Source organism: Streptomyces sp. NPDC028419 (assembly GCF_055565515.1).
The window spans coordinates 146927-164848 of sequence record NZ_JBVHUE010000020.1 but is presented as its reverse complement, the minus strand read 5'-3'; the positions used below and the strand labels follow the sequence as shown (position 1 = coordinate 164848).

Here is a 17922-nt window from a genome sequence, read left to right as displayed (position 1 = left end):
TTTGTTGCGCCTTCCTCCCCCCAGCGGAAAAGGCCCACCCCTCCCCCCCCCCCCTCCCCCCCCCCCCCCCCCCCCCTCCGCCCCCCCCCCCCCCCCCCCCCCCCCGGCGAGCTGCTCGATGATCCGGCGGGCGAAGAGGTGGTGGTGGGCGCCGGTGCGGCCGGTGACCAGGTCGCCGTCGACGACCACGTCCTCGTCGACGTACTGCGCGCCCATGTTGCGGACGTCGCCGATCAGGTTGTTGTGGCACACCACCTTGCGGCCGCGGACCTTGTCGGGGATCGAGGCGGCCAGCCACATGCCGTGGCAGATGATCCCCTTGAGGACCGTGGGCTCCTCGAAGGCCCGGCGCAACAGCTCGGTCGCGGGGGCCAGCCGGTCGACGTCCTCGGTGTAGCGCAGCCGGTCGGCCACCATGCCCGAGGGCACGATCAGGGCGGCGTAGCCGCGCAGCCCTTCGTCGTCGAGCCCTTCGAGGCTCTGGTCGGCGGTGAAGGGCGCCCGGTACTCGTGGCCGGTGAAGGTGATGGAGTCGTTGCCCCACAGCCGGGTCAGGAAGTCGACCTCGGCGCCCTCCTCGGCGAAGCGGCGGCCGTAGTAGAAGATCTCCGGCTCGTAGAAGTCGCTCTCGATCAGGACCGCGATCCGGGTCCCGGACAGCGCTCCCTCGCGCAGTACGGCGTCAGACACGGGAGGCCCCCTTCAGGAAGTCCGCCGCGCGCTCGGCGATCATCGCGATGGCGGTGTGGCAGTTGCCCGAGGGCACGGCGGGCATGACGCTCGCGTCGACGACGCGCAGGCCCCGTACGCCGTGCACCCGCAGCTCGGGGTCGACCACGGAGAGGTCGTCGACGCCCATCCGGCAAGAGCCGGCCTGGTGGTGGTAGCTCTCCGCCTTCCGCCGCACGAAGCGGCGCAGGTCCTCGTCGGTGACGGCGCCCGGGCCCGGCTGGAGTTCCTGCTTGTACCAGGGCGAGAAGGCGGAGGTCGCGAAGATCTCGCGGGCCACGCGGACGCCCTGCACCATCCGCTCCAGGTCCCACCGGTCGCCCAGGTAGTTCGGGTTGATCAGCGGGTGGGCCAGCGGGTCGGCGCTCGCCAGCCGGATCCAGCCGCGCGAGACGGGCCGGACCACCCCGGGCAGGATCGAGACGGTGTGCGGATGGTCCTGGCCGACGATGACGTCGAACGGGACGTGGACGAAGGCGATCTGGAGGTCCGGCGCGGGCAGGCCCGGACGGGAGGACAGGAAGAGCGCGCTCTCGGAGAGGTTCTGCGCGGGCGCGGGCAGTTCCTGGGTGACCTCGGCCATCAGGCCCGTCAGGACGTGGTTGTGGAAGTTCTCGCCGACCCCCGGCAGCGCCGCGGTGAGCGTGATGCCGTGCGGGCGCAGCCGGTCCGGATGCCCGATCCCGGAGAGCAACAGCAGCTTCGGGGATTCGATCGCCCCGGCCGCCACGATCACCTCGCGCCTCGCCCGGACGGTGTGCGTGCCGGGCGCGCCGGCGCTCAGGTGTACGTCGCGCACGTCGCGGCCCGGGAAGTCCGCCGCCGGCGCGCTCTGGACGTACTCGGCGCCGGCGCAGGTGTCCCCGTCGAAGAGCAGCCGGGTGGTCTGGGCGCCGGTGCGCAGGGTGAGGTTGGAGCGGTCGAGGGCGGGCTCCAGGTAGGCGGCGAGCACTCCCTGGCGGCGGCCGTCGGCGACGTCGATGTGGTGCCAGCCGGTGCCGAAGAGGCCGCGCCGGGGCCCGTCGGTGTTGAAGTCCTCGATCTCCGGGTGGCCGAGCTCCACGGCCGCGTCGATGAAGGCGCGGGAGACGGGGTTGGGGTCGTGCCGCCCCGCGTGGGTGACGCGCTGGGGGCCGCGGGTGCCGGTGGTGGCGGCGGTGCGGTCCTCCTGCGCCTCCAGCAGCGCGAAGTACGGCAGGACGTCCTCGTGCGCCCAGCCCGCGGCGCCCTGGTAGGCCCAGTTGTCGAAGTCCGAGGCGTGGCCCCGGATGTGCATCATGATGTAGAGGTTGCTGCTGCCGCCGGGCGCCTTGCCCCGGGGTTCGTAGGTGCGGCGGCCGTCCAGCCCGGGCTGCGGGACGCTGGTGTAGCCCCAGTCGACGGGCCCGCCCAGCAGCTTGTACCAGGACGACGGGTCGTCCACCTCGGGCGGGATCCGCGGTCCGCCCGCTTCCAGGACGAGGACGGTGACGTCCGGGTCCTCGGAGAGCCGGTTGGCCAGGACGCTGCCCGCGGTGCCCGCTCCCACGACGACGTAGTCGTACTCTTCCTCGTTGCCGGTCCCGCGGCGGGACCCGGCGCGCGCTCTGCTGTCCACCGGTGGCCCCCTCAGCCCTGACCCAGCACCTGGAAGGGGGCGGTGTCGTGGTAGTTCGCCATGTAGGCGATCTTTCCGTCCACGATCCGGAAGAAGTTCATGACCTCGGCCTCGATGGCCTCGCCCGCGGCGCTGACGGCGCTGAGGTGGGAGACGGCGGCGGCCTTCTCCCCGCCCCCGTCGAGGACGAAGTGCACGGGCTCGTTGCGGAAGGTGCGGTACATCGCGCCCATGCCCTTCATCATCGAGCGCAGGGTGTCCAGGCCCTCGACGTGTCCGGCGAGCTGTTCGTCCATGACCTGGTCGTCGGCGAAGAGGTCGCACCAGCGGTCCCAGTCACCGGCGTTGGCGTACTCGTAGTACTTCGTCAGGATCTGACGTGCGTCCATCGCGCTCATCCCCCTATCGGTCCCTACGGGTTCCGTCCGGCGCGAAGGGCGCCCAGAACTGGCTGAACGCGGTCGCCGAGTCGCCGAAGAGACCGTCGCGGCCCTCGACGATCCGGCCGTCGCGCCAGCGCATGAAGTGGAAGACCGGGTAGTCCATCCGCTCGTACGGGGACGCGCCCGCGGGGTCGGCGCCCTCGCGCCGGGCGACGTTGCGGCACACGTCGGCGCTGCAGTCCTCGCCGACGAGCACGGCCTCGATGTCCATGCGGAAGGTGCCGCCGGTGAGCTTGTGGGTCTGGCCCATCAGCTCCAGGAAGGCGTCCAGGCTCTCGTACCAGCCGGCCAGCGGGTGGTTGCCCGGGACCAGCCAGCGCAGGTCCTCGGCGTAGTACTCCAGGATCCGGGCGCGGTCTCCCGAGCCGAGCGCCCGGTAGGCCGACTCGACCCGCTCCCGTGTCACTTCGGTCATCGCTCGTGTCCTTTCTCGGGCCCCGTACGGGGCCTCAGAGCGCGCCCGAACCGGGCATCGGAGCCAGCTCGTTGACGGTGTAGGTCTTGATGCGCGGGCCGCCGGGAGCGGCGAGGACCGTCCAGGTCTGGTCGGCGTCGAAGCCGAGCCACTGGCTGCGGGCTGCCGGCGGGTCCCAGATCTTGGCCTGCCAGTTGACGAGGACGCGCACCACAGCGCGGTCGCCCTCGATGACGGGCTCCACCTTGGTGACGGTGTGCACCTCGTCGAAGAAGCGGTTGGTGACGGCCGCGTACCAGCGGCCGAAGCCCTCGTGGCCGAGGAAGGTGTCCTCCGGGACCTTGAACTCCAGGTCCGCGGTGATGAGATCGAGCACCCGGTCCAGCGGAAGGTGCTGGTCCAGGGCCACGTACCACCGGTCGGTGAACGCGCGGATCGCGTCCTCGGTCAGCCGCTCGACGGACATGCCTGTCTCCTCCTTGTCGGTGGGGCGGGGCGGGAAGGAACGTTCGGGCAACGGGCACGGACTGGCGTGCTCAGATCTGGACGTCGACCAGGAACGGGCCCGGGTGCGCCAGCATCCTGTCGACGGCCGCGGCCGCCTCGTCCGGCTTCTCCACCCGCGTCCCGCCCGCGCCCAGCGCCCGGGCCAGGGCGGCGAAGTCGATCTCGGGGCGGGAGAGGTCGAAGGAGTCGGGGAAACCGTGCTCCGGGATGGCCCGCTCGCGCCAGTACTGGGCGATGTTGTCGTCCAGCAGCCGGTACTTGCGGTTGTTGCACACGACGAACTTCGCCTCGATGCCGTGCCGGGCCGCGGTCCACAGCGCCTGGTAGGTGTACATCGACCCGCCGTCACCCGCGAAGCCGACCACGGTGCGGTCGGGACGGGCGAGCTTGGCGCCGACCGCCCCCGGGAAGCCGACCCCGAGGGAGCCGCCCCGGGTGAGGTGGTAGTCCCCCGGCCGTTCGGCGGGCAGGTAGTGGGTGACCAGCGGGGAGGTGGTCAGCGCCTCGTCGAAGACGATCATGTCGCCCCCGGTCCGCTCGGCCAGGGTCCGCAGGAAGACGGCCATCGGCGTACCGTCCCCGGGCCCGGAGTCGCGGGCCGCCAGGGCCCGTTCCCGGGTCCGGACGTCCAGCCGGGCGGCCGCGGCCGCCCGCCGCTGCGGGGTGAGCAGGTGCTCCAGTGCGCCGGCCAGCGCGCGCAGCGCCCGTTTCGGATCGGCGGCGAGGCCGAGGTCCACGGGGTGGTTCTTGGCGATCTCGTAGGCGTTCAGGTCGATGTGGACGACCTTGGCGCCCGCCCGGAAGGGGCTCTCCAACTCCGGGAAGACCTCCGGGAAGACGTAGGTGCCGACGATCAACACCCCGTCCGCGCAGGCGATCAGCTCCCTGCTGTGCGGGCCGAACATGTGGCCGCTCTGCCCGCGCCGCAGCGGGTGCGAGGCCGCGATGTTGACCTCCGAGGAGTCGACCTCGTACACATCGGCGCCCAACAGCTCGGCGACGGTGACGAGTTCGGCCTGGGCCCCGGAGAGGGCGACCCCGTCGCCGATGAGCACGACGGGCCGTTCGGCCGCCGCGAGCAGCTCGGCCGCCCGGCCCACCGACGCGGGCGAGGGCTCCACGTCGGTGAGCGGAACGGTGGCGGGCAGGACGGGCTCGGCGTTCAGCTCGTCCAGCACGTCCATCGGCAGCGCCACGAAGACCGGGCCGCGCGGCGGGGTCAGGGCGATCTTCACGGCCCGCCGGACCGTGCGCAGCACCGAGCGCGGATCGGTCACCCGGGTGGCGTACTTGGTGACCGGCCGGGCCATGGCGACCAGGTCGGCGGCCATCTGCGCGTCCATCGCGTCGTAGCGGACCCCGGCGTCACCGGCGACCACGACGAGCGGGGTGTGACCGCGCAGGGACTGGTAGAGCATGCCGATCCCGTTGCCCAGACCCACGCCGGAGTGCAGCTGGAGCAACGCCGGACCGCCGGTGGCGCGGGCGTATCCGTCGGCGATGCCCGCGGCCACCGTCTCCTGGAGGGCGAGGATGTAGCGGAAGTCCGCCGCCGCGTCGGCCGCGTCGAGGAATCCCTGTTCCACGGTCCCGGGATTTCCGAACATCACCGTCAGGCCGTCGGCCTTGAACTGCTCGATCAGCCTTTCCCGTCCGGGAGTGGCTTCCATGAATTCCCCCTCGATTCACACGGGTTGCCGAACGAGGCGTCCGACTACCATCCGTACCGGGTGAGACCGTCCTCCAGGACTTCCACGATCTTCTGCCCCGTGAGATAGGAATCGGGGGTGGAACGGCCGGTCACGAAGGGATGGTCGACGATCACCGAGAGCGGTTTGCCGAAGTTCCCGTGGTACGCCCCGCGCGGGCCCGTGGCATCGCGCAGGATGTATTCCAGCGGGTACGGCGGCGGGCCCATGTTGAAATCGGTACCGAGGAAACCGGTGCCGTCCTTGTAGTCGTATTCCTTGCAGTGCCCGGTGACGTGCTTGCCCCAGATGATGCTGCGGCGGTCGCCCCAGTCCCGGGCGAAGGCCAGGCAGGCCACGCCGTAGCACTCGGCGGCCACGACCTTGCCGGCCTTGTGGAAGGCCAGGATCAGGGCGTGGACGCGCTCGTTGTTGGCGAGGTCGGCGATGGGTCCGCTGCCGCCCACGATGAGCACGGCGTCGTAGCCGTCGATGTCGGCCTGCAGCTTGTCCAGGTCGCGGTGGTACTGCTCCAGCTTGCGCAGGTAGCCCTCGTCGCTCGTGTAGGGGCGCTCCGGCGCCCACGCCTCGATGTCGAGCGGGGAGTCCAGCCGGCTCGACTGCTCGAACTCGCGCCCCAGCCGGGCGTTCTCCTCGGTGGTGACCGAGCGCCCCAGCGGGGGGTCGATGTAGTTCGCGTCGAGGCTCGGCGGAAGTGCGTGCGCGCGCTTTCCGGTCGGGGTGGCGAATACGACCTCGTAGCCCCGCTCGTCGAACTTCGAAACGGGCCCTATCAGTTCTTCGGCCCAGTAACCGTGTTCGGAGACAATGACCAGAATCTTTCTGCTCACGGATTCCTCCAGGCGCCGCCTGTTGTCGTTGGCGTTCCCCACACTGCTTCCGCCGCGAGCCCGCGTCAAAGCGCCCGTGTCCGACTACCTGAGGTAGCGGCCCAGGTCATGCGGGCACCTCACGAAGTCGTTGGGTGAGTTCATGAAGTACCCGCCGTACTTCATGACTTCGGCCGAATCCATGAACCGCTCCTGGAGGCCCGCCCTATCGTCGTTCGAGGCCGGATCAAGGTCGAGAAGGAGGACGGGGCCGATGGACGGTAGTTGCGCACACATCGATCAGATACGTCCGGTGAAGCCCTCCGCGGAGGGCTGCGAGGAGTGCCTCGCCCTGGGCGAGGGCTGGGTGCACCTGCGGATGTGTCTCGGCTGCGGCCACGTGGGGTGCTGCGACTCCTCGAAGCACCGGCACGCCACCCGCCACTTCCGGGGCTCCGGCCACCCGATCGCCGCCTCGCACGAGCCCGGCGAGAAATGGGCCTGGTGCTACGCCGACCAGCTCATGCTGGACCCGGCGTGAGCGCGGCCCCCGGGACCCCCGCGCCCGCCTCCGCCTCCGCGTCCACGGGCCCCGCGTCCACGGGCCACACGTCCACCCCCGCGGCGGCCGCGGCGAGCGCCGCCCGGGCGGAGAGCCGCAAGCCCGTCATCCTCGCCGTGGACGACGACCCGCAGGTGCTGCGGGCGGTCCGCCGGGACCTGCGCAGCGCCTACGGGGACCGCTACCGGGTGCTGGGCGCCTCCTCCGCCGCGGACGCCCTGAAGATCCTCGACTCCCTGGACGAACGCGGCCACGACCCGGCGCTCTTCCTGGTGGACCAGCGGATGCCGGACGTCACGGGCGTCGAGTTCCTCCTCGAAGCGGTCTCCCGCTTCCCCGACGCGCGCCGCGTGCTGCTGACCGCCTACGCCGAGACGGACGCGGCGATCACCGCGATCAACCGGGTCCGCCTGGACTACTACCTCCTCAAGCCGTGGGACCCGCCGCACGAGCGGCTCTTCCCGGTCCTGGACGACCTGCTGTCGGACTGGCTGGCCACCTACCGCCCCGCCTACGACGGGATCATCGTCGCCGGTCATCTGGTGGCCCCGGGCACCCACGCGGTGCGGGACTTCTTCACCCGCAACGGCCAGCCGTTCCGCTTCCTCAACGTCGAGCGCGACCCCGAGGCGCTGACCCTGATCGCCGCACAGCCGGGGGCCGCCCTGCCGCTCGTCCGCTTCCCGGACGGCGCGGTGCTCTCCGCGCCGACGGACACCGAGCTGGCCGTCTGCCTGGGCCTGGCGACCACCGCCTCGCGTCCGCACTACGAGTGCGTGATCGTGGGCGCGGGCCCGGCGGGGTTGGCCGCCGGGGTGTACTCCGCCTCCGAGGGCCTGACCACGCTGATGCTGGACTCCCGGGCGCCGGGCGGCCAGGCGGGCACCTCCAGCCTGATCGAGAACTACCTCGGCTTCCCCTCGGGCCTCTCCGGCGGGGACCTGACCCGCCGGGCCACCATCCAGGCCGCCCGGTTCGGCGCCGAGATCCTGCACCCGGTCGAGGTGGTCTCGCTGACCCGCGACGATCCGGCGAAGATCCTGACCCTCGCGGACGGTACGGAGATCAGCGCGGAGACGGTCCTGCTGGCGACCGGGGTCGCCTACAACCGGCTCCAGGCACCGGGCGCGGACCGCTTCGAGGGCGCGGGCCTCTACTACGGCGCGGCCACCACGGAGAGCTCGGCCTGCATCTCGCAGCACGTGTTCATCGTGGGCGGGGCCAACTCGGCCGGTCAGGCCGCGGTCCACTTCGCCAAGTACGCGGCCCGGGTGACGGTCCTGGTCCGGGCCGCCTCGCTCGACGAGAGCATGTCCCGGTACCTGATCGAGGAGATCGAGCGGACCCCCAACATCGAGGTCCGGGTCCGCACCACGGTGGTCTCGCTCGACGGGGACGAGCACCTGGAGCGGATCGTCCTGCACGACGCGGACACCGGGACGGACACCGAGGTCCCGGCCCGCTTCATGTTCACCTTCATCGGCGCCCGCCCGCACACCGACTGGCTGGCCGGGGTGGTCGAGCGGGACGAGTACGGCTTCGTCCTGACCGGCTCGGACCTGATCTCCAACGGGGGCGAACTGCCCGCCGAGTGGAGCCTGCAACGGGCGCCGTACCCGCTGGAGACCAGCGTCCCCGGGGTCTTCGCGGCGGGCGACGTCCGGGCCCGTTCGGTCAAGCGGGTCGCCTCGGGGGTGGGCGAGGGCGCGATGGCGGTGTCCCTGATCCACCGCTACCGCTCGATGGGCTGAGAGCGAAATCCGGGGGGCTCGGGGGCCGGGCCCTTGCGATCAAGCGCCCACCGGATGCAACGTTGATTACATGATTACAGCCGAACAGCGCGAGCAGCTCCGGGTCTGGTTCGCCGAGCGCCTGCCCATCGACGTCTACGAAGAGCTGGTCGAGGTGGTGGTCGACCGCGAGGAGATCACCGTCGTCGGCCGCGTCCCGGCCGCGGAATCGGTGCGGGCCTTCCGCGAGCGCACCCGCGAGCAGCGCATCGAGGTGGCCCGCGAGGCCGAGGAGCTCTACCAGCGCAAGGTGGCCTGGGGGGTGGAGGCGGAGGGCGAGCGGACCCTCTTCACCCACCTCGCCGTGCCCGTGATGACCCGACTGCGCCAGTCCGAGCGCGCCGTGCTCGACACCCTGGTCGCGGGCGGGGTGGCCCGCAGCCGGGCCGACGCGCTCGCCTGGTGCGTCCGGCTCGTCGGGAAGAACACCGACGCCTGGCTCGCCGATCTCCGGGGCTCGCTGGAGAAGGTCCAGCAGGTCCGCGCGCAGGGCCCCGACCAGGAGGAGTCGGCGAAGCCCGACTCCGCCGACTCCAGGAAGTCCGGGGACGAATGACGAAATGCGCGCCCGGGCAGCAATGATCGCGGAAGGGTAGCCGCGAACACCCGAACCCAGGGAGAGGCACGCACACCATGACCACGACCGTCGAATACATCCGCTACCGGATCGCATCGGCCGACCAGCCTGCCTTCGAGGACGCGTACCGGCGGGCGGCCGAGGCCCTGACCGCCTCGCCCGAGTGCATCGACTACGAACTGGCGCACTGCGAGGAGGAGCCCGAGCGCTACGTCCTGCGGATCCGCTGGACCTCGATCGACGCCCACCTGAACGGCTTCCGCAAGGGCGAGCACTTCCCGGCGTTCTTCACCGCGATCCGCCCCTACGTGACCGCCATCGAGGAGATGCAGCACTACCTCGTCACCGATGTCGTGGGCACGGGAAAGGCTTCCTGAAGGTCATGAGCACGCCGACGATCTACGAGTGGATGGGCGGGGCCGAGGCGATGGACCGCCTCACCGACGTCTTCTACTCGTACGCCCTGCGGGACGAGATCCTCGCGCCGGTCTTCGCGGGCATGGACGCCGAGCACCCCCAGCACGTCGCGGCCTGGCTGTCCGAGGTCTTCGGCGGGCCGGCCGCGTACTCGGCCCACCACGGCGGCCACCAGCACATGGCCACCAAGCACCTCGGCCGCGCGATCACCGAGAAGCAGCGCCGCCGCTGGGTGGACCTGCTCCTCGACACGGCCGACGAGGTCGGTCTGCCGACGGACCCCGAGTTCCGGGCGGTGTTCGTCTACTACATCGAGTGGGGCACCAGGATGGCGCTGATCTACTCGGGGCCCAACCCGCCCCCGGTGGACGCGGCCAAGATCCCGATCTGGTCCTGGGGCCAGACCCCGCCCTGGGTACCGAAGGCGGCGGGGGACGACTGAGCCACGGCCGGCGGCCGGGCGGGGCGCGCCCCGCCCGGCCGTCGGGCGTCAGCCGCGGCGCGGCGGCGGCCCCGGCTTCGGCCGGGGCTTCTCGCCCGGATCCGCCAGCAGTACGGTCAGTACGCCCTCGGTGGAGCCCCGCCAGAAGTCCACGGCCTGCTCCAGCACGTCCTGGAAGGTCTCCCAGTCCCCCGGCCGGGCCGCCGCGTAGCCGCGCCAGGAGGTGACGGCCAGCAGCCGCCCCGAGGCGGCCGGCAGCCAGGACAGGTCGATCAGACAGTCGGCCAGCGCGTCCCAGTTCCCGCCGAAGTGCTCCGGCAGCCGCAGCGCCCGCTCGCACCGCCCCATCAGATCGGCCTTGCTGCGCACGCCGTCCAGGTCGAGCCGAACGACCATCCAGCCGGCCTGCTCGGCTGCTGCCAGGGCCGGGGCGAGTGCCTGCGGGTCCAGGGTCATCGGAGAACCGCCTTGAAGGTGTCGTAGTGGTCGTCCGTGTAGAAGAACTCGCTGCCCTGACCGGTGATGATCCGGCGCGCACCGCGGTCCCGCGAGCCCGGGGTCTTCACCGTGAACTCGTGGTAGTAGCCGCGCTTCTGCTGCGGCAGCCGCTTCTCGAAGTTCCCGAAGACGGTGTCGTCCTGCCGGTACGGGTACGGTCCGCCCTTGTCGATGAGGGCGAGCGTGTCCCGCGCCTGCGGGGGCAGGTCTGCCGCCCGGACGGTCTTCATCCCCTTCGCCCACCCCGGGGCGGCGCTCGCCCGCGGACTCGGGGAGCCGCTGGAGGCGGAGCCGCTCGACGCGGCGGCGCCCGGGGGTGCGGGGTCCTTCTTCCCCGCGCAGCCCGCCGCACCCACCAGGGCCACACAGAGGAACACAGCCCCGAGCAGACGCAGCAGCTGGCGGGGCACGGTCCGGAAGATCATGCGCTGATGGTGTCAAATATCCGTTTCGCCCGCGAATCGCGAGCGGCAGGTGGCCGACGCGGGCCCACGGCGCGGGGACCGGGAGCAGGCGTCCTACAGGTCGTCCGGGTCGGCGCGCTCCAGCGCGGGGCGCAGCCCCGGCTGGGACTCGGTCAGCAGGAAGTCCGCCACCGCCGTGTCCGTCACCAGGCTGGTGACCAGCCCCGAGCGCAGCACCGCCCCGATCGCCGAGGCCTTGCGCAGGCCGCCCGCGATCGCCACGACCTCCGGGATCCGGCGCAGCCGGTCCGCCTCGACGGTGATGCAGCGCTCGCCGAGGTCGCGGCCGACCCGGCGGCCCTCGGAGTCGAAGAGGTGCGCGGACATCTCGGCGGCGACGCCGAGCGAGGCGTAGTGCGCCCGCTCCTCGTCGGTCAGCATGTCGTGCACGGTCGAGATGCCCGGCTCCCAGGACCCGATGGACACCGCCGCGACGGTCACCTTGTCGAAGTACTCGAATGCCCGTGCGATCCCGGTCTGCCCGCGCAGCGCGGCGGCCGTCGCCGGATCGGGCAGCAGCATCGGCGCGTAGATGGGGTGCGCGTCCCCGCCCGAGACCTGGGCGGCGCGGCGGACGGCCTCGACCGACCCGCGCTCGGCCGTCCCGGCGTCGTACACGCCGGTGAGCTGCACCACGGTGCACGGCGGCAGCCGGTGCAGGGAGGCGGCCATGTGGATGGTGGACCGGCCCCACGCCAGGCCCAGTACGTCGCCCTCGTTGACCAGCTCGCCGAGCAGGTCCGCCGCCACCGCGCCCAGGTTCTCCGGGTCGGGGGCGTCCTCGGTCGCATCGGCCGGGGATTCCACGACGACCGCGTGCCGCAGGCCGTACCGGGCGCGCAGCGCGTCGGAGCGCTCCGCGTCCAGTTCCGCCGGCACCCGGATCTCGATGCGCACGAGGTCGCGTTCGAGGGCGGTCTCCAGGACCCGGGCCACCTTGAAGCGGCTCACGCCGAACTCCTCGGCGATCTGGATCTTGGACTTGCCCTCCAGATAGAAGCGACGGGCCATCGCCGCCGCCTGTACCAGCTCCGCGGGTCCCATCCGCAGGGCTGACCGTCCCGCCGACATTGCAGACACCGCGTTCTCCTCACTGCTGTTCACATTCTCGACTCGCCGTTCATCCTGTCAGATCCGACGGCCGTTGATCAGCCTGGACTGCCAGCGTTCACCGAGCTGTTCACCAAGCCTTGGCTCAGTGGCCGCAAGCCCAGGGCGCCGCGGAGATCGCCAGGTCCGCCTGCTCGCGCAGGGTGCGGACCGCGGCGGCCGGGTCGACCGCTCCGTAGACCGCGCTGCCCGCCACGAAGACGTCGGCTCCGGCCTCGGCGCAGCGCTCGATGGTCGAGGCCGAGACACCCCCGTCCACCTGGAGCCACAGCTCCAGACCGTGCTTGGCGATCAGCTCCCGGGTGCGGCGGATCTTGGGCAGCATGATGTCGAGGAACGGCTGTCCGCCGAATCCCGGCTCGACCGTCATGATCAGCAGCATGTCGAGCTCGGGGAGCAGGTCCTCGTACGGCTCGATCGGCGTCGCGGGCTTGAGCGCCATGGAGGCGCGCGCGCCCTTGGCCCGGATCTCCCTGGCCAGCCGGACGGGCGCCGCGGCCGCCTCGGCGTGGAAGGTGACCGATCCGGCACCCGCCTCGACGTACTGCGGGGCCCAGCGGTCCGGGTCCTCGATCATGAGGTGGAGGTCCAGCGGGATGTCCGTGGCGCGGCTGAGGGACTCCACGATCGGGACGCCGAGGGTGAGGTTCGGGACGAAGTGGTTGTCCATGACGTCGACGTGCAGCCAGTCGGCGCCCTCGACGGCCCTCGCCTCTTCGGCGAGGCGGGAGAAGTCCGCGGACAGGATGCTGGGATTGATCTGAACGGCCATGCCCCCAAGCCTGCCATGCCCGCCACCGCTTCCCGACCCTCCGGGGGTGGGTAAATTGATCACATGTACGAACGCGTGAGTGCCGAGGAGCAAGCGCATCGGGAGGCGCTCGCCGTGCGGGTGCGGGGCGAGCTGGCCGCCGCCGCCCTCCCCGTCCTCCCGCCCGGACTGGACCCCGTACTGGCCGGCGGCGCGGAGGTGGAGGTCGACCACGGAGTCGACCCCTCCGGCGGCGTCTACGTCGGCTGGTCGGCCAGCCCGCGCATGCGGCTCTGCACGGGCCGGGCCTTCGGCCTGCGCCAGCTGGACGATCCCCTGCTGCGCCACTCCGGCGAGATCGCGGCCGCGATGGCGCGCGCGATGGCCGCCATCCTCACCTCGGCCGGATGGACCGTCGAGGACGCGCGGAACGAGTACCGCTCCCACCAGCTGCGGGTGATCGCCGGGCCCGCCGCGGCCGCGCCCATGTGGGGCCTGCGGGACGACGAGGTGGCCATGCCCGGCTGGTAGCCGGACGGCAGGTGGTCGGCTCGCGCGCACCTTCCGGCCACGGTGGCGAATTGGCCGTTTCCCGTCTGCCCCGCGGCCGGCCGCTGGCGCTTAATGGTGCTCCGCACCGCGCGGTCCGGAGCGACCACTACGGGGGAAACAGATGGACTCCACAGGAAACGTCGGGGCGCCACCGCCCCCTCCGCCGACCACACCACCGGCCCCGCCCCCGTTCGTACCGCCCCGTGACGGGTCGGCGTCCGACCGCGGGCACGGCAAGCTGGTGCTGTCGGTCACCGGCCGCATGCTGTGGGTGGGCTCGGCGGCCGTCCCGCTGCGCAACATCACCCTGGTCGACGCCTTCAAGTACCGGCCCTCGCGCTGGGATTCCTTCGTCGCCTCGCTCAAGTGGGTGGTCGGCCTCGCCGTGCTCCTCTTCGTGCTCGTCTACGCGAGCGGGGGCGAGCCGATCAACGGACAGAACACCGACACCCTGGTCCCGTTGGCCGGGCTCGTGCTGCTCATCCTCGTCCTGGCGGCCCTGTTCAAGATGCGCAGGCCCGTACTGGCCGTCGAGACCGCCGGTGGCACCATCATCATGGTGACCCTGCCGACCGTGGACGAGCTGCGGTACATCGCCGGACAGATCGTCTACGCGATCAACCACCCGGAGGCCGAGTTCACCACCGTCGTCAACCACTTCGCTCCCGTCGTCAACATGAACGGCGGCCGGGGGAACACGGGGATCCGCACATGAGCGAGTCGTCGAACTACTACGGGCCCGTGGTCAACATGAACGACGGCCACGACAACATCGGCATCAACTACGGCACCGTCGGCGCCGGCGCCCAGGACGCCGAGCTGCGCGCCGCCGTCGAGGAGCTCACCCGCCTTCTCGGCGAACTGCGCCGGCACCTCACCCCGGAGCAGGACCGCACCGTCGGACAGGCCCTGCCCGAACTCACCCCCGACCGCGGCGCCCTGCGCGAGCGCGGCCTGGTCCTGGCGCACGTCGCCCAGATCGCGGCCGCCGTCGGCGCGGTGGGCCAGCCCGTCGTGGACGCGGTGGGCCGACTGCTGGCGCTCCTGGCGTGAGTCCCCGCCGCGCCGTGCACGGCACGGCGCGGCGGGATCCTCAGGCCGTGCGCCGCAACAGCGCCAGGTACATCGCGTCCGTGCCGTGCAGGTGCGGCCACAGTTGGACGTCCGGGCCGTCGCCGAGGGCCGGGACGCCCTCCATGTAGGGCCGCGCGTCGATCAGTTCGGCCGAGATCGGCTCGTGGCCCGCGCCGCGGCCCTTGAGCACGTCCTCCACCACGACCCGCGTCTCCGCCAGGTGCGGCGAGCAGGTCGCGTAACCGACCACGCCGCCCACCCGCACCGCGGACAGCGCCTCGCGCAGCAGCGCGCGCTGGAGCGGGGCGAAGCCCTCCAGGTCCTCCGGGCGGCGCCGCCAACGGGCCTCCGGGCGCCGGCGCAGGGCGCCGAGGCCCGTGCACGGCACGTCCATCAGGACCCGGTCGAAGGAGCCCGGCAGCCACGGCGGGCGGGTGCCGTCGGCCGTGATCACCTGGTACGGGCCGGGATTGCCCGCCAGCGACTTCTCCACCAGCCGGGCCCGGTGCGGCTGCTTCTCGGAGGCCAGCAGGAACGCGCCGCGCCGCGCGGCGAGCGCGGCGAGCAGCGCCGCCTTGCCGCCCGGTCCGGCGCAGCCGTCCAGCCAGCGGGCGTCGCGACCCTCGACGGGCACGTTCGCCAGCGCCATCGCCACCAGCTGGCTGCCCTCGTCCTGGACGCCCGCGCGCCCCTCGCGGACCGCCTCCAGCGCGCCCGGCTCGCCGCCCTCGGCCATCCGGACGGCGTACGGCGACCAGCGGCCCGGCAGCGCCGAGTCCTCGCCCACCGCGTCCAGCAGCTCCTGCGGCGTGGACCGGCCGGGCCGGGCGACGAGGGTGACCTCGGGGCGCTCGTTGTCGGCTTCGAGGAGGTCCTCGATGCCGGCCCGCCCGCCGCCCAGGGAGTCCCACAGCGCGGAGACGACCCAGCGCGGGTGCGAGTGGACGACCGCCAGGTGGTCCTCGGCGTCCACGTCGTACGGCGGGGCGACCTGCTCCAGCCAGCCGTCCAGGTCCTTCGCGGCGATCTTGCGCAGGACGGCGTTCACGAACTTGGCCCGGCCGTCGCCCAGCACCACGCGGGCCAGCTCCACGCTCGCCGAGACGGCCGCGTGCGAGGGGATCCGGGTGCCGAGCAGCTGGTGCGCGCCGAGCGCGAGCACGTCCAGCACCGGCGGGTCGACCTCGCGCAGCGGCCGGTCGATGCAGGCGCCGATGATGGCGTCGTACGTGCCCTGGCGGCGCAGCGTCCCGTAGACCAGCTCGGTCGCGAGGGCGGCGTCCCGCGCGTCGAAGCTCTCGTCCTTGCGGGCCTTGCGCAGCAGCGGGGGCAGGACGAGGTTCGCGTACGCGGCCCGCTCGTCCACCGCCCGCAGCGCCTCGAAGGCGAGGATCCGGACGGGGTCCTTCTTGGGCCTGCGGTACGGGTTGGCCTGCTTGCCGCCGCCGGTGGCGGGACGGCGGGACTGTTCGCTCACGTGAAAGGTGCTCCGGAGGTACGAGGTGAATCGAGGTGAGGTGGATCGAGGTGCGGGGTGGTGCGGGGTGGGGCCGGGAGGCGGGGACGGCCTCCCGATCAGCCTACGTCGACCCCGCCCAACCGCTCGCCGGGAGCGATCCGGACCCCGCGCGCCCAGTCGGCCGCCTTCATCGGCTTCTTGCCCTGCGGCTGCACCCAGAGCAGTTCCACGGCGTGCGAGCCGGTGCCGACGTAGAGGTTGTTCTTGGCCGGCGAGAGCTCGCCGGGCGCCAGGTCCGTGCGGTCGGTCACCAGGGCCATCGAGATCAGCTTGAGCCGCTCCCCGCGGAAGACGGTCCACGCGCCCGGCGCGGGCGTGCAGCCGCGCACGACCCGGTCGGCGCGCAGCGCCGGGGCCGTCCAGTCCACCCGGGCGTCCTCGACCGAGATCTTGGGCGCGAGCGAGATGCCGTCGAGGTGCTGGTCGACGGCGCGCAGGGTGCCGTCCTCGATGCCGTCCATGGTGGCGGCCAGCAGACCGGCCCCGGCGAAGGCCAACCGGGTCAACAGGTCACCGCTGGTGTCGGTGGGCCGGATCTCCTCGGTGAGGATGCCGTAGACCGGGCCGGAGTCCAGCCCTTCCTCGATCTGGAAGGTGGACGCACCGGTGACCTCGTCCCCGGCCATGATCGCGTGCTGGACGGGCGCCGCGCCGCGCCAGGCCGGCAGCAGCGAGAAGTGCAGGTTGACCCACCCGTGCCGGGGGATCTCGATGGCGCTCTTGGGGATCAGGGCGCCGTAGGCGACGACCGGACAACAGTCCGGGTCGATCTCCCGGAGCCGGGCCTGGAACTCCTCGTCGCGCGGCCTGGCCGGCTTGAGCACCTCGATCCCGGCCTCCGCGGCGCGCTCGGCCACCGGGCTCGCGACCAGCCGCCGACCGCGGCCCGCGGGCGCGTCGGGTCGGGTGATGACGGCGGCGACCTCATGGCGCCCGGAGGCGAGCAGGGCGTCCAGGGCGGGAACGGCGACCTCGGGGGTGCCTGCGAAGACGAGCTTCACCGGTGTCTACCTCGCTATCTCGGCTGTCAGCAGCGCACCAGTCTATGGGGCGCCCGGCCAAGCCCCCACCGGTGGCCGCCCGTCCCCCGGCGCCACCCACACGGGGGGCGTGTGCACATGCGCGCGCCCCTCGCATATGCCGACACGCCCCCACAGCGTGACCAACGCGCCACATGACGCGTTGGTCAAAAGAGATTGACCCGAAGCGGGCCGCGTGTGAACGGTGTGTGCGGCCCGATCCGCTCCTCAGCACCGGTACGAGAGGCTTCTTCATGGCCGACCACGCCAGCCACGACGCCCAAGCGCGGGCCAGCCTGCACCTCCTGGTGCGGGACATCGAGCGGGTCCGCCGGCAGGTGGACGCGCTGCGTACGCTCACCGCCCAGCTGGGCAACGTGTACCGCCCGCGCCGCTCCGGCCCCTCCACGGGCTTCGTCGTCTACGGGCGCGCGCCCGCCCCCACCGTCCGCCTGGCGCAGGAGCTGCGGGACAGCGTCGAGACACTGGTCACCGCCGCGGTGGACTTCGACCGCTCGCTCGGCTTCTCGTGGGACGCGGTCGGCTCCGCCCTCGGGGTCACCAAGCAGGCCGTGCACCGGCGGTACGGGGCCCGGCGCGCGCAGGCCTCCGAGGCGGCGGAGCCGCTGGCCGAGGGATCGACCACGCGGACCCTGGGCATCCCCCCGATGTCCCCGCTGCCCACGATCCCGGCGGCCCGCTCGGTCCCCCCGCAGCCCCAGCGCGAAGAATCCGCGACAGCCCGCCCCCCGGCCTTCCCCGGCCCCCGCAACGGCTGACCCACCCCACCCCCGAACCGCCGGCGATTGAGGCGCCCCACAGCCGCGCAGCCCCCGGCGGGCCCTCAAACGCCGAGCAGGCCGAACTCCCAGCCCCAGCCAATCCACCCGGCCCGGCCAATCCACCCGGCCCGGCCATTCCAGCCGGCCCGGCCATTC

At 72.4% G+C, this 17922-nt stretch carries 22 protein-coding genes; 9 read left to right on the top strand and 13 right to left on the bottom strand.

What is annotated here, in order from left to right; all coding sequences use genetic code 11:
* The 7 genes from ACZ4UB_RS23695 to ACZ4UB_RS23665 form a co-directional block, all read right to left on the bottom strand.
* Window positions 1-690 (bottom strand): DJ-1/PfpI family protein (locus ACZ4UB_RS23695; RefSeq protein ID WP_468072867.1); only part of this gene is annotated, 690 nt, incomplete at its 3' end.
* Window positions 683-2326, bottom strand: coding sequence for a GMC family oxidoreductase (locus tag ACZ4UB_RS23690; RefSeq protein ID WP_468072865.1), 1644 nt, complete (start codon window positions 2324-2326; stop codon window positions 683-685). The genes ACZ4UB_RS23690 and ACZ4UB_RS23695, both read right to left, overlap by 8 nt.
* A gap of 11 nt (window positions 2327-2337) precedes the next feature.
* On the bottom strand, window positions 2338-2715 hold the full coding sequence (locus ACZ4UB_RS23685) for a nuclear transport factor 2 family protein (protein ID WP_468072863.1): 378 nt from the start codon (window positions 2713-2715) through the stop codon (window positions 2338-2340).
* A gap of 13 nt (window positions 2716-2728) precedes the next feature.
* Window positions 2729-3184: a nuclear transport factor 2 family protein gene (locus ACZ4UB_RS23680; protein WP_468072861.1), complete on the bottom strand. Its 456-nt coding sequence runs from the start codon at window positions 3182-3184 to the stop codon at window positions 2729-2731.
* 34 nt (window positions 3185-3218) lie between these two features.
* The gene (locus ACZ4UB_RS23675) at window positions 3219-3650 is read right to left on the bottom strand and encodes a nuclear transport factor 2 family protein (protein WP_468072859.1); all 432 of its coding nucleotides are present in this window, start codon (window positions 3648-3650) and stop codon (window positions 3219-3221) included.
* A gap of 70 nt (window positions 3651-3720) precedes the next feature.
* Window positions 3721-5361 carry a thiamine pyrophosphate-binding protein gene (locus ACZ4UB_RS23670; RefSeq protein WP_468072857.1) on the bottom strand — a complete coding sequence of 547 codons (1641 nt, stop codon included), beginning with the start codon at window positions 5359-5361 and terminating at the stop codon, window positions 3721-3723.
* Between the two features lie 44 nt (window positions 5362-5405).
* The gene (locus ACZ4UB_RS23665) at window positions 5406-6230 is read right to left on the bottom strand and encodes a type 1 glutamine amidotransferase domain-containing protein (protein WP_354381516.1); all 825 of its coding nucleotides are present in this window, start codon (window positions 6228-6230) and stop codon (window positions 5406-5408) included.
* Between the two features lie 253 nt (window positions 6231-6483).
* Between ACZ4UB_RS23665 and ACZ4UB_RS23660 the strand changes: the two genes are divergently transcribed.
* The 5 genes from ACZ4UB_RS23660 to ACZ4UB_RS23640 all read left to right on the top strand — a co-directional run bounded on the left by ACZ4UB_RS23660 (window position 6484) and on the right by ACZ4UB_RS23640 (window position 9997).
* Window positions 6484-6750, top strand: coding sequence for a UBP-type zinc finger domain-containing protein (locus tag ACZ4UB_RS23660; RefSeq protein WP_468072854.1), 267 nt, complete (start codon window positions 6484-6486; stop codon window positions 6748-6750).
* 128 nt (window positions 6751-6878) lie between these two features.
* Window positions 6879-8522, top strand: coding sequence for an FAD-dependent oxidoreductase (locus ACZ4UB_RS23655; RefSeq protein WP_468072873.1), 1644 nt, complete (start codon window positions 6879-6881; stop codon window positions 8520-8522).
* A gap of 70 nt (window positions 8523-8592) precedes the next feature.
* On the top strand, window positions 8593-9117 hold the full coding sequence (locus ACZ4UB_RS23650) for a hypothetical protein (RefSeq protein ID WP_468072852.1): 525 nt from the start codon (window positions 8593-8595) through the stop codon (window positions 9115-9117).
* A gap of 77 nt (window positions 9118-9194) precedes the next feature.
* On the top strand, window positions 9195-9515 hold the full coding sequence (locus ACZ4UB_RS23645) for a putative quinol monooxygenase (RefSeq protein WP_354381513.1): 321 nt from the start codon (window positions 9195-9197) through the stop codon (window positions 9513-9515).
* A 5-nt stretch (window positions 9516-9520) separates the two neighbouring features.
* Complete coding sequence (locus tag ACZ4UB_RS23640; protein WP_468072850.1) at window positions 9521-9997, top strand: group II truncated hemoglobin; 477 nt, start codon at window positions 9521-9523, stop codon at window positions 9995-9997.
* Between the two features lie 48 nt (window positions 9998-10045).
* Here ACZ4UB_RS23640 and ACZ4UB_RS23635 read toward each other — a convergent pair whose 3' ends face one another.
* From ACZ4UB_RS23635 to rpe, 4 genes are all read right to left on the bottom strand, one after another.
* Entirely contained in the window at window positions 10046-10453 is a 408-nt protein-coding gene (locus ACZ4UB_RS23635) for a barstar family protein (RefSeq protein ID WP_468072848.1), read from the bottom strand.
* Window positions 10450-10920 carry a guanyl-specific ribonuclease gene (locus ACZ4UB_RS23630; RefSeq protein WP_354381510.1) on the bottom strand — a complete coding sequence of 157 codons (471 nt, stop codon included), beginning with the start codon at window positions 10918-10920 and terminating at the stop codon, window positions 10450-10452. The genes ACZ4UB_RS23635 and ACZ4UB_RS23630 overlap by 4 nt, the downstream gene beginning before the upstream one ends.
* A 93-nt stretch (window positions 10921-11013) precedes the next feature.
* Entirely contained in the window at window positions 11014-12030 is a 1017-nt protein-coding gene (locus ACZ4UB_RS23625) for a sugar-binding transcriptional regulator (RefSeq protein ID WP_467962239.1), read from the bottom strand.
* 124 nt (window positions 12031-12154) lie between these two features.
* On the bottom strand, window positions 12155-12841 hold the full coding sequence (gene rpe, locus ACZ4UB_RS23620; RefSeq protein ID WP_354381508.1) for a ribulose-phosphate 3-epimerase: 687 nt from the start codon (window positions 12839-12841) through the stop codon (window positions 12155-12157).
* Between the two features lie 63 nt (window positions 12842-12904).
* On the opposite strand from rpe, the gene ACZ4UB_RS23615 reads away from it, so the two are divergent.
* The 3 genes from ACZ4UB_RS23615 to ACZ4UB_RS23605 all read left to right on the top strand — a co-directional run bounded on the left by ACZ4UB_RS23615 (window position 12905) and on the right by ACZ4UB_RS23605 (window position 14425).
* The gene (locus ACZ4UB_RS23615) at window positions 12905-13351 is read left to right on the top strand and encodes a hypothetical protein (RefSeq protein ID WP_468072845.1); all 447 of its coding nucleotides are present in this window, start codon (window positions 12905-12907) and stop codon (window positions 13349-13351) included.
* Between the two features lie 142 nt (window positions 13352-13493).
* The gene (locus ACZ4UB_RS23610; RefSeq protein WP_468072843.1) at window positions 13494-14087 is read left to right on the top strand and encodes a DUF6232 family protein; all 594 of its coding nucleotides are present in this window, start codon (window positions 13494-13496) and stop codon (window positions 14085-14087) included.
* Window positions 14084-14425, top strand: a complete 342-nt coding sequence (locus ACZ4UB_RS23605; protein WP_354381504.1) for a YdbT family protein — start codon at window positions 14084-14086, stop codon at window positions 14423-14425. Before ACZ4UB_RS23610 ends, ACZ4UB_RS23605 begins: the two co-directional genes overlap by 4 nt.
* A 40-nt stretch (window positions 14426-14465) precedes the next feature.
* Here the strand turns inward: ACZ4UB_RS23605 and ACZ4UB_RS23600 are convergent, their stop codons facing one another.
* Window positions 14466-15923: an RsmB/NOP family class I SAM-dependent RNA methyltransferase gene (locus ACZ4UB_RS23600; RefSeq protein ID WP_468072841.1), complete on the bottom strand. Its 1458-nt coding sequence runs from the start codon at window positions 15921-15923 to the stop codon at window positions 14466-14468.
* A 98-nt stretch (window positions 15924-16021) separates the two neighbouring features.
* Entirely contained in the window at window positions 16022-16966 is a 945-nt protein-coding gene (gene fmt, locus ACZ4UB_RS23595) for a methionyl-tRNA formyltransferase (RefSeq protein WP_468072839.1), read from the bottom strand.
* Between the two features lie 272 nt (window positions 16967-17238).
* Between fmt and ACZ4UB_RS23590 the strand changes: the two genes are divergently transcribed.
* Window positions 17239-17763, top strand: coding sequence for a hypothetical protein (locus tag ACZ4UB_RS23590; RefSeq protein ID WP_468072837.1), 525 nt, complete (start codon window positions 17239-17241; stop codon window positions 17761-17763).
* Window positions 17764-17922 lie beyond the last annotated feature (159 nt).

Excerpts from the sequence above, each read along its gene's own strand:
- ACZ4UB_RS23685 (WP_468072863.1), bottom strand. The coding sequence starts at position 2,715 with ATGGACGCACGTCAGATCCTGACGAAGTACTACGAGTACGCCAACGCC.
- ACZ4UB_RS23680 (WP_468072861.1), bottom strand. The coding sequence starts at position 3,184 with ATGACCGAAGTGACACGGGAGCGGGTCGAGTCGGCCTACCGGGCGCTC.
- ACZ4UB_RS23675 (WP_468072859.1), bottom strand. The coding sequence starts at position 3,650 with ATGTCCGTCGAGCGGCTGACCGAGGACGCGATCCGCGCGTTCACCGAC.
- ACZ4UB_RS23670 (WP_468072857.1), bottom strand. The coding sequence starts at position 5,361 with ATGGAAGCCACTCCCGGACGGGAAAGGCTGATCGAGCAGTTCAAGGCC.
- ACZ4UB_RS23660 (WP_468072854.1), top strand. The coding sequence starts at position 6,484 with ATGGACGGTAGTTGCGCACACATCGATCAGATACGTCCGGTGAAGCCC.
- ACZ4UB_RS23650 (WP_468072852.1), top strand. The coding sequence starts at position 8,593 with ATGATTACAGCCGAACAGCGCGAGCAGCTCCGGGTCTGGTTCGCCGAG.
- ACZ4UB_RS23645 (WP_354381513.1), top strand. The coding sequence starts at position 9,195 with ATGACCACGACCGTCGAATACATCCGCTACCGGATCGCATCGGCCGAC.
- ACZ4UB_RS23640 (WP_468072850.1), top strand. The coding sequence starts at position 9,521 with ATGAGCACGCCGACGATCTACGAGTGGATGGGCGGGGCCGAGGCGATG.
- ACZ4UB_RS23635 (WP_468072848.1), bottom strand. The coding sequence starts at position 10,453 with ATGACCCTGGACCCGCAGGCACTCGCCCCGGCCCTGGCAGCAGCCGAG.
- ACZ4UB_RS23630 (WP_354381510.1), bottom strand. The coding sequence starts at position 10,920 with ATGATCTTCCGGACCGTGCCCCGCCAGCTGCTGCGTCTGCTCGGGGCT.
- ACZ4UB_RS23625 (WP_467962239.1), bottom strand. The coding sequence starts at position 12,030 with ATGTCGGCGGGACGGTCAGCCCTGCGGATGGGACCCGCGGAGCTGGTA.
- rpe (WP_354381508.1), bottom strand. The coding sequence starts at position 12,841 with ATGGCCGTTCAGATCAATCCCAGCATCCTGTCCGCGGACTTCTCCCGC.
- ACZ4UB_RS23615 (WP_468072845.1), top strand. The coding sequence starts at position 12,905 with ATGTACGAACGCGTGAGTGCCGAGGAGCAAGCGCATCGGGAGGCGCTC.
- ACZ4UB_RS23610 (WP_468072843.1), top strand. The coding sequence starts at position 13,494 with ATGGACTCCACAGGAAACGTCGGGGCGCCACCGCCCCCTCCGCCGACC.
- ACZ4UB_RS23605 (WP_354381504.1), top strand. The coding sequence starts at position 14,084 with ATGAGCGAGTCGTCGAACTACTACGGGCCCGTGGTCAACATGAACGAC.
- ACZ4UB_RS23590 (WP_468072837.1), top strand. The coding sequence starts at position 17,239 with ATGGCCGACCACGCCAGCCACGACGCCCAAGCGCGGGCCAGCCTGCAC.